At 65.8% G+C, this 15768-nt stretch carries 11 protein-coding genes; 8 read left to right on the top strand and 3 right to left on the bottom strand.

Annotation, left to right across the window (positions count from 1 at the left end; translation table 11 throughout):
* Positions 1 to 69 precede the first annotated feature (69 nt).
* From AWC08_RS01085 to AWC08_RS01060, 5 genes are all read left to right on the top strand, one after another.
* Positions 70 to 546, top strand: a complete 477-nt coding sequence (locus AWC08_RS01085; protein ID WP_065131986.1) for a MarR family winged helix-turn-helix transcriptional regulator — start codon at positions 70 to 72, stop codon at positions 544 to 546.
* A gap of 116 nt (positions 547 to 662) precedes the next feature.
* On the top strand, positions 663 to 3080 hold the full coding sequence (locus AWC08_RS01075) for an ABC transporter permease (protein ID WP_085087319.1): 2418 nt from the start codon (positions 663 to 665) through the stop codon (positions 3078 to 3080).
* A gap of 399 nt (positions 3081 to 3479) precedes the next feature.
* Entirely contained in the window at positions 3480 to 3809 is a 330-nt protein-coding gene (locus tag AWC08_RS01070; protein WP_065137548.1) for a hypothetical protein, read from the top strand.
* A gap of 74 nt (positions 3810 to 3883) precedes the next feature.
* Positions 3884 to 4309, top strand: coding sequence for a hypothetical protein (locus AWC08_RS01065; protein ID WP_142283348.1), 426 nt, complete (start codon positions 3884 to 3886; stop codon positions 4307 to 4309).
* Positions 4310 to 4704: 395 nt separating this feature from the next.
* Positions 4705 to 6645 carry an acyl-CoA dehydrogenase family protein gene (locus AWC08_RS01060; protein WP_069433131.1) on the top strand — a complete coding sequence of 647 codons (1941 nt, stop codon included), beginning with the start codon at positions 4705 to 4707 and terminating at the stop codon, positions 6643 to 6645.
* Here the strand turns inward: AWC08_RS01060 and AWC08_RS01055 are convergent.
* Together AWC08_RS01055 and AWC08_RS01050 are read right to left on the bottom strand one after the other, a co-directional pair.
* Complete coding sequence (locus AWC08_RS01055) at positions 6642 to 8102, bottom strand: nitrate/nitrite transporter (protein ID WP_082986810.1); 1461 nt, start codon at positions 8100 to 8102, stop codon at positions 6642 to 6644. The two genes, AWC08_RS01060 and AWC08_RS01055, sit on opposite strands and share 4 nt — an antisense overlap.
* A 142-nt stretch (positions 8103 to 8244) precedes the next feature.
* Positions 8245 to 8715 (bottom strand): LppP/LprE family lipoprotein, encoded by a 471-nt coding sequence (locus tag AWC08_RS01050; RefSeq protein ID WP_082986811.1) that lies wholly within the window; start codon positions 8713 to 8715, stop codon positions 8245 to 8247.
* Positions 8716 to 9089: 374 nt separating this feature from the next.
* Between AWC08_RS01050 and AWC08_RS01045 the strand changes: the two genes are divergently transcribed.
* The 3 genes from AWC08_RS01045 (at position 9090) to AWC08_RS01035 (ending at position 15321) form a co-directional block, all read left to right on the top strand.
* Positions 9090 to 13214 carry a bifunctional nitrate reductase/sulfite reductase flavoprotein subunit alpha gene (locus AWC08_RS01045; protein WP_069433132.1) on the top strand — a complete coding sequence of 1375 codons (4125 nt, stop codon included), beginning with the start codon at positions 9090 to 9092 and terminating at the stop codon, positions 13212 to 13214.
* A 150-nt stretch (positions 13215 to 13364) separates the two neighbouring features.
* A complete protein-coding gene (locus AWC08_RS01040) occupies positions 13365 to 13610 on the top strand; it encodes a hypothetical protein (RefSeq protein WP_065137557.1) in 246 nt (81 codons plus the stop codon).
* A gap of 64 nt (positions 13611 to 13674) precedes the next feature.
* The gene (locus tag AWC08_RS01035) at positions 13675 to 15321 is read left to right on the top strand and encodes an NAD-dependent malic enzyme (protein ID WP_069433133.1); all 1647 of its coding nucleotides are present in this window, start codon (positions 13675 to 13677) and stop codon (positions 15319 to 15321) included.
* A gap of 3 nt (positions 15322 to 15324) precedes the next feature.
* On the opposite strand, the gene AWC08_RS01030 is transcribed toward AWC08_RS01035, so the two are convergent.
* The gene (locus AWC08_RS01030; protein WP_372511564.1) at positions 15325 to 15759 is read right to left on the bottom strand and encodes a CAP domain-containing protein; all 435 of its coding nucleotides are present in this window, start codon (positions 15757 to 15759) and stop codon (positions 15325 to 15327) included.
* Between the last annotated feature and the right edge of the window lie 9 nt (positions 15760 to 15768).

Here is a 15768-nt window from a genome sequence, read left to right as displayed (position 1 = left end):
CGCCCGGACATTTGACGTGACGGCCTTCACGATTCGTCTCGCATAGCAAAGCTATGCAACGATGGGCATATGACTTCGCCCGCCGCGGCAGAGGGCGCCGACGTCGCGCACGGTCTGGGAGCCGACCTGCTGGCAGTCGTCGCGCGGTTGAATCGCCTGGCCACTCAGCGCATCCAGATGCCGCTGCCCTCGGCGCAGGCCCGGCTGCTGGCAACCATCGAGGCGCAGGGCGAAGCGCGCATCGGCGATCTGGCCGCCGTCGACCACTGTTCCCAACCGACGATGACAACTCAGGTGCGTCGCCTCGAGGACGCCGGACTGGTGTCCCGAACGGTCGACCCCGGTGACGCCCGCGCGGTCCGGATCAAAATCACACCCACGGGCGTCCACACGCTCAACGCGGTCCGCAGGGACCGGGCCGCCGCCATCGAACCACAACTGGCCCGCCTCGATGCCGCGGACCGTCAGGTCCTGACCGATGCCGTCGAGGTATTGCGGCGGCTGCTGGAAAACGCCGCCAACGCGCCGGGCCGCCACACACTCTGATCGCACCAGCGCGAGTGGAGGCACCGCCTGAGCGGGTAGACACTTGAGTCAGTAACCCCCGATGAAAGGTGGCGGCCATCCCTGACGTCTCCCCGTTGACCGTATGGGTCGGATCGATGCGGTACGTCTTCGCGCCGGGCCGCGATGTGATCGTGGGGCACGGCGGACACTGCGACGTCCGACTGGATCCCGACGGTCCCGGCCCCGACACTCAACCCGTTCCCGATGTGGTGCTGCGCTTCGCCGGCACCCACTGGCTGGCCGTCGACCAGAGCCACCGGGGGCTCTTTCTCGACGGGGTCCGGATGTCGACCATCGACATCCGCGACGGTCAGACGATCGCGATCGGCGACCCCCAGAGCGGACCGCGGCTCAGATTCCAGGTCACCGCTCCAGACGATGCGCCCCCGCCGAACACCGATCCGATGGGGGTGAAGAAACCGGCGCCGCCGCTCGTCCAGGCGCCCCTGGAAAGCCCGGCCGAGCCGGCGCCCACCAGCATTCCCGCCCCACCGGCCGAGGACCCACCGACTACCGCAATCCCCGCCCCACCGGCCGAGGACCCCCCGACCACCGCCATCCCCGCCCCACCGGCCGCCGACTACGGCCCGGTTGAACCCTCCCCCTTGGAGCGACCTACCCGGCCCTTCCGGGTTCCGTCGGCAGACGCAGCTACCGCCCCGGCGGCGGTCGACGACGCACCGGCCAAGGCGCCGGGGCTGGTCGAGCGAATGACCGAGGCGGGCCGAAAAATGCTTCCGGGGCGCACCGATCCCGAACTCGACGAGCTCCCACCGCAGACCAGCCGGCTACCGCTGCTGCCGGGCGCACGCACGATCGGGGTAGCCGCTTACAACCTCGGGTGCACCGTCGATGGCACCGAGGTGCTGTCGAACATCACGTTCACGGCGCCACCCGGTTCGCTGATCGCGGTGGTCGGACCGTCGGCGGCGCGCAATTTCGCCCTGACCGGGCTGCTCGGCGGAACCCGACCCCGGAGCGGGGGTCTGCTGACCGTCGACGGCCACGACGCGCATGCCGAGCCCGACGTGCTGCGGTTGCGGATCGGCGTGGTGTCGCGGGACAACCGGGCGCAACCCCGCCTTACCGTGGAGCGTGCCCTGGGATATGCGGCCGAGCTGCGGCTGCCCCCCAACACCTCGCCGGAGAACCGCGAAAGGGTCATTGCCCAGGTTCTCGACGAACTCGAGCTGACCCCGCATCGCACGACCCGGGTCGCCAAACTGCCTCCCGAAGCGCGCCGCTGCGTGTCGCTGGCGGTCGAGCTGCTCACCAGGCCGTCGCTGTTGGTGGTCGAGGGGCCGGGGGCGGGGCTGGATCCGGTGCAGGAGCATCACGTTATGGCACTGCTGCGCCGGCAGGCCGACCTCGGCTGCGTGGTGGTGATAGCCGGCACCTCTCCGGCGTACCTCAACATGTGCGACCAGGTGCTGCTGCTGACCCCGGCGGGCCAATTGGCGTTCGCCGGGCCGCCCTCGCACGTCGACTCGGCGCTGGGCAGCACAGACTGGTTCGACATCTTCGGGCGGATCAGCGCGGACCCGTACGGCGCCCATCACGCATTCCTGATGCGGCAGCAGGCGTCGGTGTCGTCGACGCCACCGTCGGTCGCCAGACCGCAACGGCTCGCGCCGGCTCCCGGCTTCGGTCGACAATTGCGGATGCTGGCCCGTCGCCAGCTGCGGCTGTTGCTGGCCAGCCCGGTGTATTCGGTGTTGCTGTCGGCGTTGTCCTTCGCACTGGGAGCGCTGACGTTGTTGATCCCGGGCAACTCCGGGTTGGCCAGGCCCGGCCCGGCGTCGGCGAACACACACGAAGCCATCGAGATTCTGGCCGCGCTGAATTTCGCCGCGGTGCTCATGGGCACCGTGCTCACCATCGGCAGCGTGGTTTCCGAGCGCCGAATCTTCCGGCGGGAGCAGACAATCGGGTTGTCGGCATCGGCGTATCTGCTCGCCAAGCTCATCGTGTTCGGTCTCATCGCCGCAGTGCAGGCGGCAATCCTGACCGCAATCGTCATTGTGGCCAAAGGCGGCCCCAGACACGGCGCGGCCCTGCTCGGCACTTCCCCGCTGGCGGCCGGCATCGAGCTTTACCTCAGCGTGGCGGCGACGGCTATTGTCTCGGCGATCGTGGGCCTCGCGCTGTCTTCGCTGGGCAAGTCGATGGCCGAAGTAGTGCCGCTGCTGATCCCGGCGTTGCTAGCCTCGCTGTTGTTTGCCGGCGGATTGGTTTCCTTGGTGGGAACCTGGGGCTACGACCAGGTCTCGTGGTTCATTCCGGCACAGTGGGGATTCGCCGCGTCGGCCGCCACCGTGGACTTGCGGCGGATCGACAAGCTGGCCGCTGACAACGCGGTGTGGAGCCATTATTCGGGCTGGTGGGTGTTCGACATGCTCATGTTGGGCGTCCTCGCCGCGCTGTGGCTCGGATTCGTCCGTTATCGATTGCGCCCGCCCACTATCACGCCAGCAGATCGCGAAAAGCAACAATCGTTGCCCCGAAGTGGATAACGGCTGATCTTCCAACACGTTGCCTTAGACCTGCGCTGCTGATATGTGGCGGGAATTGCGCAGGTGTGGTCGTAATTGAATTCATTCATCGCGCTGGATAGTGACCTCGGTCACGCCACCACCGGCCGTCCAGTCGATATCTCGGTGCCGAGATGCATTGTGCGTCCTAAAGCCGAGGCTTGCTGAACAGGCGCTCGAGCTCTGCCGATAACGTCGCGCCGGACGCCAGGATTTCGCAACTCGGCGAATCTAATGTTGCCGCAACAGAGAAAAGGATCAGCGATCATGCCTGCGGTCGGAGATTCGACGGTGGGCGTGAATAGCACGCCGTCAAATCGCCTGCCACGGGTCGATTACGTAGTTATCATCTGCCTACTCCAAACGTAGAGGAGGGCGATTATGTTGCCGGCCCGAGCAACAAAACAAGTCATCGCCGGCGCGGTGCTGGCCGCGTGCACCGCGGTGAGTGGGTGCGGCATGGCCACCGCCCATGCGGACACCTTCGCGCCGCACCAATGGTGCCCGGGCAATCCCAAGCAGCCGCCCTACATCACCAACCAGTTCATCGACTGGGACTGGAGCGTCTGCCACACCTGGTATCCAACCAACTATGGGATGGGCAACGTCACCTCACAAGGCAGCCCGATCTCGATCTGGGACGGCGACAACCCGCCGATCGAGGCGATCACCAGACGGGAATGCCCGGCGATCAGCTTCATGTGCCCCTAGCTTCCCGCCCCTGGCCCGGCAGACCGGAACGACATCCGTCTCGGCGGGCGACTCGACAAAGAAAGGAATCATTGATGATGGCTGATCCCAGGTTGAAGAGGATCGTCGGCGGAGCGTTGCTGTCGGGAGGTGTGGCCGTTGCCGGCTTAGGTTTTGCCACGGGAATCGCCCAGGCCGATCCCGGTTCTGTTCCACTGGCCCCCGGCCCATTCGCCACCGACGACAACGGATGGGGTCCACCGAAGCAGTGGTGCCCAGGAGATCCCCTACCGGCGACCGGCAACCACGTCACCGACCCATTCCGGGGCTGGGACATGACCGTGTGCCACACCTACTACTACCTGTGGCCTGGGATGGGCAACGTGTCCAACATGATCTGGGACGGGGATAATCCACCACCGAAGCCCCCAGACTCGGGGTATCAGCCTCCGCCGCCTCTTCCGCCGGGGTTGTGCTGGCCCACCGGCAGCTTCATTCCCGTGCCGATTGCCTGCCCGTAGATCGGTATCCGCAGCGGCCGTCGTGCGACACCCGAGCTGGGTGTCGAGGACCGGCTCGTCGCAACTGAAGGCCCGTCCGCGCGCCATCTCGTCGATGTCGCCGCGGGTATCACCGAGAGCAGTGGCGTCGGCTTTGCGGCCCCGCGACGCGAGAGTGCGTGGCCGGTTGTCTGCGCGGAACATCGGCCGCGCACCGGCGCTCGGCGCGTCGCAATTGTGGTGTCCCTGAACGAGATTCGGAGGACGCAACACCGCGCCGGCCCCCGCCGCGGCCCTTGGCCGATGATGACCACGAAGGCTTGGCGCCCCCGCAACGACAAGTCGATTTCCGCGACACACTGTGTTCATAGGGCCGACTTATTCCGACGGGGCGGGCGACGGGCTACGGTCGTGGAATGGCGTCAGACAACAAGAGCACTGCCGACTACATCCGTGACGCGCTCGACGGGCGTTGGCGCGACGTGAAGAACGAGACGCGGGTCAAGCTCTCACACGAAGCGTTCCGCCCGCACCACACCCCCAACACGGTCATCGCCCGCGCGAAGGTCGCCGAGCAGATGCAGATGATGGCGGCCGCCGGTGTCTCTGACGAGGGGTTCCGCAAAGAACACGGGGGCACCGGTGACGTCGGTGCGGCGGTGACGATGATCGAGATGCTGGCGATGTCGGATCTGTCCCTGATGGTCAAGGCCGGCGTGCAGTGGGGCCTGTTCGGCGGCGCCGTCGAGAACCTGGGCACCGAGCGCCACGCCTCCTACGTCAAGGACATCATCACCCTCGATCTGCTCGGTTGTTTTGCGATGACCGAGACCGGGCACGGCAGTGACGTCCAGTCACTGGAGACGACGGCGACGTACGACCCCGAGACCGAAGAGTTCGTCGTCAACTCCCCCACCCCGACCTCCCGCAAGGACTACATCGGCGGTGCGGCCGAAACAGCGACCATCGCAGCGGTTTTCGCGCAGCTGATCACCCATCAGGACGGCAAGCCGGTCAACCACGGCGTGCACTGCGTCCTGGTGCCCATCCGCGACGCCGACGGCAACGACCTGCCGGGCGTGACCACCTCGGACTGTCACTACAAGGGCGGGCTGCCCGGTGTCGACAACGGTCGCATCATGTTCGACAACGTCCGGGTGCCCCGGGTCAATCTGCTGAACAAGTACGGCGAGGTCGAACCCGACGGCACCTACACCTCACCGATCGACAACGCCAACCGGCGCTTCTTCACAATGATCGGCACGCTGATCCGGGGCCGGGTCACCGTCGGCGGCAGCGCCGGCAACGCGGCCCACGTCGCGCTGGACATCGCCACCCGTTATGCGTTGCAGCGCAGGCAATTCAGCGCTCCGGGCGACGACGACCACGAAGTGCTGATCATGGACTATCTGGTGCACCAGCGGCGGTTGTTCCCGTTGATCGCCAAATCCTATGCGCTGCAATTCGCCCAGAACGAACTGGTGTCGAAATGCCACGATCTGCAGACCTCCGATGTGGTGGACGCCGAGGAGCAGCGTGAACTGGAGGCGCGTGCCGCCGGGCTGAAGGCTGCCAACACCTGGCATGCCTCACGAGCCATCCAGGAGGCGCGGGAAGCGTGCGGCGGCGCCGGTTACATGGCCGAGAACCGGCTGATCGGATTGCGGGCCGACACCGATGTGTTCACCACCTTCGAGGGTGACAACCATGTGCTGACCCAGCTGGTGGCCAAGGAACTGCTGACCGCCTACGCCGATGACATCAAGAGCATGAGCCCGGTCGAATGGGTGCGTTTCGCGGCCAACACGGTGGGCGACCGGGTGAAGAAACGCACTGCGGCCGAAGCGATAATGCAGCGCATCGTGGACTCTCGGCAGGACAACGAGGAGGAAGGCAGCCTGTTCAACCGCGGCACCCAGGTTCAGATGTTCGAAGACCGTGAGGATTACCTGCTGTCTTCGGTGGCGCGCCGGCTGCAGGGCAAGTCCAAAGAAATGTCGGCCTTCGATGCGTTCAACGCCGTGCAGGATCACGTGCTGCACGCCGCGCAGGCGCACATCGACACGGTGGTGCTGGAAGCCTTCGTCGCCGGGATCGAGTCCTGCCCGGACCGTGAGGCGCGCGAGCTGCTCGGCGTGGTGTGTGACCTGTACGCGTTGTCGGTGATCGAAGAGGACAAGGCGTGGTTCATCGAGCACCGCTACCTGTCGACCGAGCGGGCCAAAGCGGTCACCCGAGGCATCAACGACCGGTGCCGGGTGCTGCGACCGCATGCCCGGACGCTGGTCGACGGGTTCGGCATCCCGGAGCAGCTGCGGTACGCCGAGATGCTGCACCCGGAGAATCTTCCCGATTAGGCCTTCCGCACCGCGATTTCCGCCGGCGCGGCCACCACGGGGGTGACCGACTTGCGGACGTAGGCATGCCAGGTCAGCGCCGCGGCCGCGGCGTAGCAGCACATGAAGATCCAGAACGCCTCGGTCCCGGCGCCGGTGCTCTCATAGGATGTCCGCAGCGCGAGGTTGATGCCGACCCCACCAAGGGCGCCAACGGACGCCACGAAACCGATGACCACGCCGGAGATGATCCGTGACCATTCCCGACGGTCGGCTTCGCCGAGGTCGAGCGAGCGGCTGCAGGATTCGAAGATCGTCGGAATCATCTTGTAGACCGATCCGTTGCCGAGTCCCGACAGCACGAAAAGTGTTATGAAGCAGGCGAAGTAGCCGGCCATGGCGGCGCCGCCGTGATGGTGGCTTTGTTGATGCGCACTGGTGTTGATCAACAGTCCAGCGGTCAGTGCCATGCCGAGGAACACCATCAGCGTGAGGCGGCTGCCGCCGATGCGGTCGGCCAAGCGGCCACCGTAAACCCTTGCGGCCGCGGCCAACAACGGCCCGAGGAAGGCCAGTTCGGCGGCGTGCAGGCTGGCTTGCGCCACGGTTTCCCCGCTGGCCACGAAGTTGGTTTGCAATACCTGGCCGAACGCGAAGGAGAACCCGATGAACGAGCCGAACGTGCCGAGGTAGAGCAGCGAGAGCAGCCAGGTGTCGCGGGCCCCGAACATCGCGGTGATGATCGGCCGCAGCTTCTCCGGCTTAACGTGATGCTGTTCAACGGTATTCATGCATCGGGTCACGCCGATCGCGGCGATCACCAGCGACACCGCATACAGTCCGCACACCAGGTACGGCTTGCGGTCACCCGCGGTGGCGATCACCAGCAGTCCGACCAATTGGATCGCGGGTACGCCGAGATTGCCGATGCCGCCGGCCAATCCGAGGGCCGAGCCCTTGAGCCGGTGCGGATAGAAGGCATTGGCGTTGCTCATGGAGGCCGCGAAATTGCCACCCCCCAATCCGGTGAGCGCAGCGCAGATCAGGTACGGCCACAACGGCAGACCGGGGTGCGCCAACAACACCATGGTGCCGAGGACAGGAACCAGTAAGGCCACCGACGAAAGGATCGCCCAGCTCCGTCCGCCGAAAACCGCGGTCGCCAAGGAATACGGCATCCGCAGGCAGGCGCCGACCAACGTTGCGGTAATGCCCAGCAGCAGCTTGTCGCCCGTGGAAAACCCGTACACCTTTTCCGGCATGAACAGTTCCATCACCGGCCACAGCGTCCACACCGAGTACCCGAGGTGAACCGTGACGACCGACCACAACAGGTTCCGTCGCGCGATGACCTTGTTGCCGGCCTCCCACGCCACCACATCTTCGGCGTCAAAGTGCGAGATGTGACGCGGGCTACGACGACCGTTGGCGACGTCGTCGCGCGACTCCACCCTTTGCGGCAGCGTCTGCGAGTACATGACCCTCCTCACTGTGACTTCACACCTATGTCCGGCACGGAAGCTCAAGCGTGCCAGGCCAACCGGCGTCAAGCACGCCAGAAGCAGCCTGAACCTGCTGTAGGTGTGCTGTAGAAGTGCTGAATAGGGCCCGGGCTGGGAGTTAGCTGGGCGGCTGATGCGGGATGGGGCCGAGCGCCTTGAGTTTGCCGTCCGGTCCGATCTCGAACTTCACCGTGCCCCTGCCGGTCGGGCAACATTCCTCGTCTTTGTCAATGCGCCACTGGTACTGCACGGTGACGGTGTCATCGGCCGGCGCCAGCACCGTGATGTAGGGCTTGGGATTCGAAGTGGGGGAACCCAGTGGCCTGTTGCGATCGAAGAAAAGCAGTTGCTGCGGCGTCGATTCCGAGGCGATGGTGGGGATGATCTGGACCCAGTTGAGCCGGCATTTGCGGGTGTGGCCGCGCGCGATCTCCACCCATGCCGAACCCGGCACCTCGATCGGGACGGAGGCGATGGCCCGGCGCACCGTGTCGGCGGTGGGGCTGTCTGAGTCCTTGCAGGAATCCGGCTTTGCCCTGGGCTGGGTGGACGATTGACCGTCACAACCTGCGACCGCCACACCCAGCATGAGCACGACAGCGCCGAACCGAGACCGCACCCCGCGAGCTTAGCGAAAGCCCTCGGGACCGGAGGCCGCAGCTGGATGCACACTGTGAATGTCCGTCGAGTTTGGTCAAAACCCCTGGTGTAGGGCATGAAACGGGCACCGGCGTGGGTAGCCTCGGCACAGCTAACTGGTCAACGAGGACTGGGCTCGCACTGATTGCCGGCGCCTGCTCACCAGCCGATTTTCGCGATGATGTCGGACTGCGCACACAACGCCATACCCCACTGCGAGAAGTCCGTAAAGCCGCTGAAACCTCGGATGCGCCGGACCGAAACATCACTGACGGACGATTTTGGGCAGATCCCTGTGCCCGAGAGGAGAGGTCGGAAATCACCATGCGGTCCCCCGACGACGCCGTGCGCACCATGTGCGCCTACTGCGGCGTCGGCTGTGGAATGGTGCTGCAGATCACAACCGACCCGGAAAGCGGCCGGCGTCACATCGCCAAAGCCGTTGGGCAGGACAACCATCCGGCCAATTTCGGCCGTCTGTGCACCAAGGGAAACACCACCGCTGACTTTCTGGCCGCACCGGGGCGAGCGGAGTCGGCATACTCACGGACGGACCGCGGTCAGCCCTTCGAATCCGTCGACACCGACACCGCGATCATGCGATCCGCCGAGCGGTTACGCGCCATCATCGACAAACACGGACCCGACGCGGTAGCCCTGTACGTGTCCGGCCAGATGTCACTGGAAGCCCAGTACCTGGCGAACAAGCTGGCCAAGGGTTTCATCGGAACCAATCAGATCGAATCGAACTCGCGACTGTGTATGGCGGGCGCCAGTTCGGGTTACAAGCTGTCGTTGGGTGCCGACGGGCCCCCGGGTTCATACCAGGACTTCGACCACGCCGACGTGTTCTTCGTGATCGGCGCGAATATGGCCGACTGCCATCCGATTTTGTTTTTGCGCATGATGGAACGGGTCAAAGCCGGCGCCAAGCTGATCGTCGTCGATCCGCGCCGCACCGCGACCGCCGCCAAGGCCGACCTCTTCCTGCAGATCGCCCCCGGCTCGGATCTCGCGCTGCTCAACGGTTTGCTGCATCTGATCGTCCGCAACGGGCACACCGACCCCGATTTCATCGCCGAGTTCACCACCGGCTGGGAGGTGATGCCCACCTTCCTGGAACAGTTCACTCCGGACCGGGTCAGTGAAATCACGGGTATTCCCGCCGACGACATCCGCACCGCGGCACGGTGGATCGGCGAGGCCGCCAATTGGATGAGCTGCTGGACGATGGGCCTCAACCAGAGCACCCACGGCACCTGGAACACCAATGCCGTCTGCAACCTGCATCTGGCCACCGGAGCGATCTGCAAAATCGGGAGCGGGCCGTTTTCGCTCACCGGCCAGCCCAACGCCATGGGCGGGCGGGAAATGGGTTACATGGGGCCAGGTCTGCCGGGTCAGCGGACGGTGACCAGCACCGACGACCGCGAGTTCACCGAGGACCAGTGGGGCATTCCCCGCGGTTCGCTGCGCACCGAGGTGAGCGATGGTGTGATTGACATGTTCACCCGGATGGCCGACGGTGCGATCAAGGCGTGCTGGATCATGTGCACCAACCCCGTTGCCACCGTCGCCAACCGGAAGACGGTGCTGGCCGGCCTGGAGCAGGCCGAGTTGGTGATCACCCAGGACGCGTATCTGGAGACCGAGACCAACGAATACGCGGATGTGGTGTTGCCCGCGGCACTGTGGACGGAATCCGACGGGGTGATGGTCAACTCCGAGCGCAACCTCACCCTGTTCCGCAAGGCGGTCGATCCGCCGGGGCAGGCCCTGCCGGACTGGCAGATCATCGCCCAAATGGCCTGTGCGATGGGCTTTTCCGAGTCGTTCACCTACGACTCAGCTGAAGACGTGTTCGAGGAGATCAAGCGCTTCGCCAACCCCAAGACCGGCTACGACATTCGCGGTGTCAGCTACGAACGGCTACGCCAGACGCCGGTGCAGTGGCCCTGCCCGCCCGGCAGCCCGGCCGACCGCAACCCGATTCGCTACCTCAATGACAGCGTCAGCCAGACCCGGCTGGTCCGCGAGGACGGACGCGTGCCCCGGCTCGTGTTTCCGACTCCGCACGGCCGGGCCGTCTTCTTCGCCCGTCCGCACCTCTCGCCGGAGGAGATGCCGGACAACGACTACCCGTTCCTGCTCAACACCGGGCGCCTGCCGCACCAGTGGCACACCCTGACCAAGACCGGCAGGGTCGCCAAGCTCAACAAACTCAACCCCGGACCATTCGTCGAGATTCATCCCGAAGACGCTGCCCGCCAACGCATTTCCGACGGTGATCGGGTCGAGATCGCGTCCCGGCGAGGCCGTGCCGTGCTGCCCGCCGTCGTCACCGACCGGGTGCGGCCAGGCAACTGTTTCGCCCCGTTCCATTGGAACGACACCTTCGGTGAGTACCTGTCGATTAATGCCGTCACCAATGACGCCGTCGACCCGGTGTCGCGCCAACCGGAATACAAGGCCTGCGCGGTCACCCTGACCAAGGTCGCCGGCCCCACTGCGACGACACCGCAGCATCCCGAAACTCATCACCAGGCGCCGCATGTCAGCCTGTCCCAGATCGATGCGATCGCCGAATTCCTCGGCGTGGCAGCCGAACCAGCACCCGAGTTCGATCCGCACGGTCGCGCCTACCTGGCGGGGCTGCTCGCCGGACTGCGGGTAGAAGCCGGCCGTCCGATGACCGGACTACCCACCGTGCCCGTCAGCGCACCGTTCGACACCCGGACCCGGATGTGGCTGGACGGCGTGATCGCGGGGATGTGCTCGCGCACGCCGGCGCCAGCAGCCGCCGACACCGACCGCGAGCCCGAGACCGAAGACGGCCGGCCACCGATCGTGTTGTTGTGGGCTTCCCAGACCGGCAACGCCGAGGAACTCGCCGCCGACGTGGCGGCGCGCCTGACCGACGCCGGCCTACCGGTTGCCCTGTACGCCATGGACGACGTCACGATCAGCGACCTGCCCGGCACCCGCGAGTTGCTGTTGATCACCAGCACCACCGGTGACGGTGACCCCCCGGACAACGGTGTCGCCGTGTGGCGGGCGCTGTCGGGCGGGGATGCGCCGCAACTGAACGGCACCCGCTACGCCGTCCTGGCCCTCGGTGACTCCAACTACAACGACTTCTGCGGTCACGGACGCCGCCTCGACGAGCGACTCACCGAACTGGGCGCGACCCGGATCACCGACCGCGTCGACTGCGAGCCCGATTACGAAACCGCTGCCGCCCGCTGGCTCGACGACATCCTGAGCGCCCTGTCCCCGACACCGGTCCGCAAGACGGCACCACCCGTCGCGGCTGCGCAGAAGTACACCAAAAAACGCCCCCTGGTCACCGATCTGATCCGCAACACCACACTGAGCCGGCCCCACTCGGCAAAAGATGTGCGGCAGCTGGTTTTCGACGTGCCCGAGGCAACCGTCGACTACCAGGCCGGAGACGCGCTCGGGGTGTGGCCGCACAACAACGAGCAGTTCGTCGACGAGTGGCTGACCGTCACCGGACTGGACGGTCGCAGCGAGGTGGAAGTCGCCGACCACGGCGCGATGTCGTTGCGCACCGCGCTGACCGACCGGTTCGAGATCGCCCACATCAGCCCCGACCTGCTGCGCTTCGTGCAGCAACGCACCGTCGACGCCGACGCGGCCAGCCGCCTCGACGAACTGATGAGGCCGGAGAACAAGGCGGCGCTGGCGGATTGGTCATGGGGGCGTCAGTCGGTGGACCTACTCGGGCAGGCGCCGGTCCGCGCGTCCGTCGACGAGTGGCTCGCGGTGCTCAAACCCCTTCAGCCAAGGCTCTATTCGATCTCGTCGAGCCCCAAAGTGCATCCCGGTGAGGTACATCTCACGGTCTCGCCGGTGCGCTACAACTTCCGGGGCGTCCCACGACGCGGGGTGTGCTCGACCTATCTGGCCGACCGCTCCCCCAGCGACCGGATCGCGGTCTATGTGCGGACTTCGAAGAACTTCCGGCCCCCCAGCGACCCGCAGACCCCGATGATCATGGTCGGGCCCGGCACCGGGATCGCCCCGTTCCGCGGGTTTCTGCAGGAGCGGCGCGCGCTGGGCCACACCGGACCCAACTGGCTGTTCTTCGGCGAGCAGCACGCCGCCACCGACTTCTACTACCGCGACGAGATCCAGGCCATGCACGCCGACGGCCTGCTCACCGAGCTCGACCTGGCATTCTCCCGGGATCAGCGGGAGAAGGTGTACGTGCAGCATTTGATGCGCAAGCGGGGCGCAACCCTGTGGAGCTGGCTTCAGGAGGGCGCCCAGCTATACGTCTGCGGCAGTGCTGACCCGATGGCCAAGGACGTTGAGCAGGCAATCTGCGATATCGCGGCCGAACACGGCAAACTCGACCCGGAAGCGGCCAGGGCCTTCGTGCAGGCGCTGAGCGCGGACAAGCGCTACCACCGCGACGTGTACTGAGCTGCACGGCTGGGTAGTCGCTTAATTTGACGGAAACGTCATGCGCCTTTCGACGAAACATGGGCGTCGCACCATTCACCCAAGAGATCGTGCACTCGAGGGAGGGTCGTACGCGTGGCTCGGGAGTCTGATGGTCCGTCTGAGACCGCCCTGCACACTGTCTGTCCTCGGCACTGCCGCACCCGCCAAGGCGCTGACCAGGTCGATTGGGCCGGGTTGCCGGTCAACCTGGACCTCGCGTTCTCCCAGAACCAGCGCGACAAGGTCTACGCCCAGCACCTGAAGTTCGAACGCGCCGGCCGCTTCCGCCGCCGGGCCCAGGATGTGTGCATCTGCGACATGGTCGATCACCCCGAACTCAACGCAGACACGCGCAAGTCCGCCTCCGGTTGGTAACCGTCAGTAGCTCATTCAGCGCTAACGTGGCGTGACGCCTCCCTAGTCACGGACGGAGCTTGTGATGAGCGATGCTTGCGTGCCCCGATTCCCCGAAGCATTGTCGACACCGAGCCTCAACCGTGGGGTGGGCTTCACCCACGAACAGCGGCGCCGACTGGGACTGACCGGGCGCCTACCAGCGGCGGTACTCACCCTGGACCAGCAGGCCGACCGGGTGTGGCACCAATTACAAAGCATGGCAACGGATCTGGGCCGCAATCTGCTCCTCGAACAGCTGCACTACCGGCACGAACTGCTCTACTACAAGGTGCTCACCGATCACCTGCCCGAGCTGATGCCGGTGGTGTACACACCGACCGTCGGCGAGGCGATTCAGCGCTTTTCCGACGAGTACCGCGGGCAGCGCGGCTTGTTCCTGAGCATCGACGCCCCCGACGAGATCGCCGACGCCTTCGCGACGCTCGGGCAGGGCCCCGACGACATCGACCTGATCGTGTGCACCGACGCCGAAGCAATCCTGGGCATCGGTGACTGGGGGGTGGGCGGCATCCAGATCACCGTCGGCAAGCTGGCGCTCTACACCGCCGGCGGTGGCATCGATCCCCGGCGCTGCCTGGCGGTGTCGCTGGACGTCGGCACCGACAACGAGCAGTTGCTGCAGGACCCGTTCTACCTGGGCAACCGGCACGCCCGCCGGCGCGGAGAGCAGTACGACGACTTCATCCGGCGCTACCTCGAGACCGCCCACCGGCTGTTTCCCCGCGCGATTCTGCATTTCGAAGACTTCGGCCCGGCCAACGCGCGCAAGATCCTGCAGACCTACGGCGATGATTACCTCGTCTTCAACGACGACATGCAGGGCACCGGCGCGGTGGTGCTGGCCGCGGTCTACGGCGGATGCCGAGTCACCGGCCAGCCGTTGCGGGACCAGCGCATCGTGGTCTTCGGCGCCGGCACCGCAGGCCTCGGGGTGGCCGACCAGATCCGCGACGCCATGATCGCCGACGGCGCCACCCCTGAACAGGCGACAGCACAGATCTGGCCCATCGACCGCCAGGGTCTGTTGTTCGACGACATGGACGACCTGCGTGACTTCCAGGTGCCCTACGCCAAGAACCGCGACCGCCTGGGTGTGGGCGCCGGCGAGTACGTCGGACTGGTCGACGCCATCAAGCTCGCCGGGCCGACGGTGCTGCTGGGCTGCTCGGCGGTGCACGGTGCGTTCACCCGGGAGGCGGTCGAGGAGATGACGGCCAACTGCGAGCGCCCGATGATCTTCCCGTTGTCCAACCCCACCTCGCGGATGGAAGCCATGCCCGCCGATCTGGTGCAGTGGTCGGACGGTCGGGCACTGGTGGCCACCGGCAGCCCGATGGCACCGGTCGTCCACGACGCGACGACGTACACCATCGGTCAGGCCAACAATGTGTTGGTGTTTCCCGGCATCGGGCTGGGCATCATCGTCGCCGGCGCCCGGCGGCTCACCCAGTCGATGTTGCACGCTTCGGCCAAAGCCGTTGCTCAACAAGCCAACCCCGCCTCACCCGGCGATTCACTGCTACCGGACGTGCAGAATCTGCGGGATATCTCGGCAAAGGTCGCCGAGGCCGTCTACCACGCCGCGGTCGATGACGGTGTCGCCACCACGACCTACGACGACATCAGGCAGGCGGTGCTCGACCGGATGTGGTCCCCGGTCTACGACTGACGGTCAGCGCTGTTGCGTGGCCGGCTGCCCGTACAGTGCCACCACCACGGTGCGGTCCAGGCTGTTGGCGGACCAGACACCCATCGCGGTGTTGGCGCAGTCCCGCATGATGGCCAGGTATTCGGGGTTGTTGTACCACTGGTTGAACAGCTCGAAGCTGCTGATCGACAGCGCCGGGTTGATGGCCACGGTCTCGGTCACTTTGCCGCGGAAGCCGGCGGCGTTGGCCCGGTCTTGGGGTGTCGAGCCGTCGGATCCGAAGTCGTCGTTGATGTTCCTGTTGCTCATCATGTCGTCGGCGTGCCACTGGGCGGCCAGGTAGAGCGAGTTGTTCATGACGACGTCGTTGGTGCAGCCGGCTTGGTGCTGGAGGGTGTAGACGCCGGAAACGACGGCGTCATTGAGACGCTTGTTATCGGCGTGGGCCGTAGGTATCACCGAAGTCGC

It is taken from the genome of Mycobacterium gordonae (genome assembly GCF_002101675.1).
In the GTDB taxonomy this organism is placed as follows: domain Bacteria; phylum Actinomycetota; class Actinomycetes; order Mycobacteriales; family Mycobacteriaceae; genus Mycobacterium; species Mycobacterium gordonae.
This window is presented reverse-complemented; position numbering and strand designations above follow the sequence as displayed.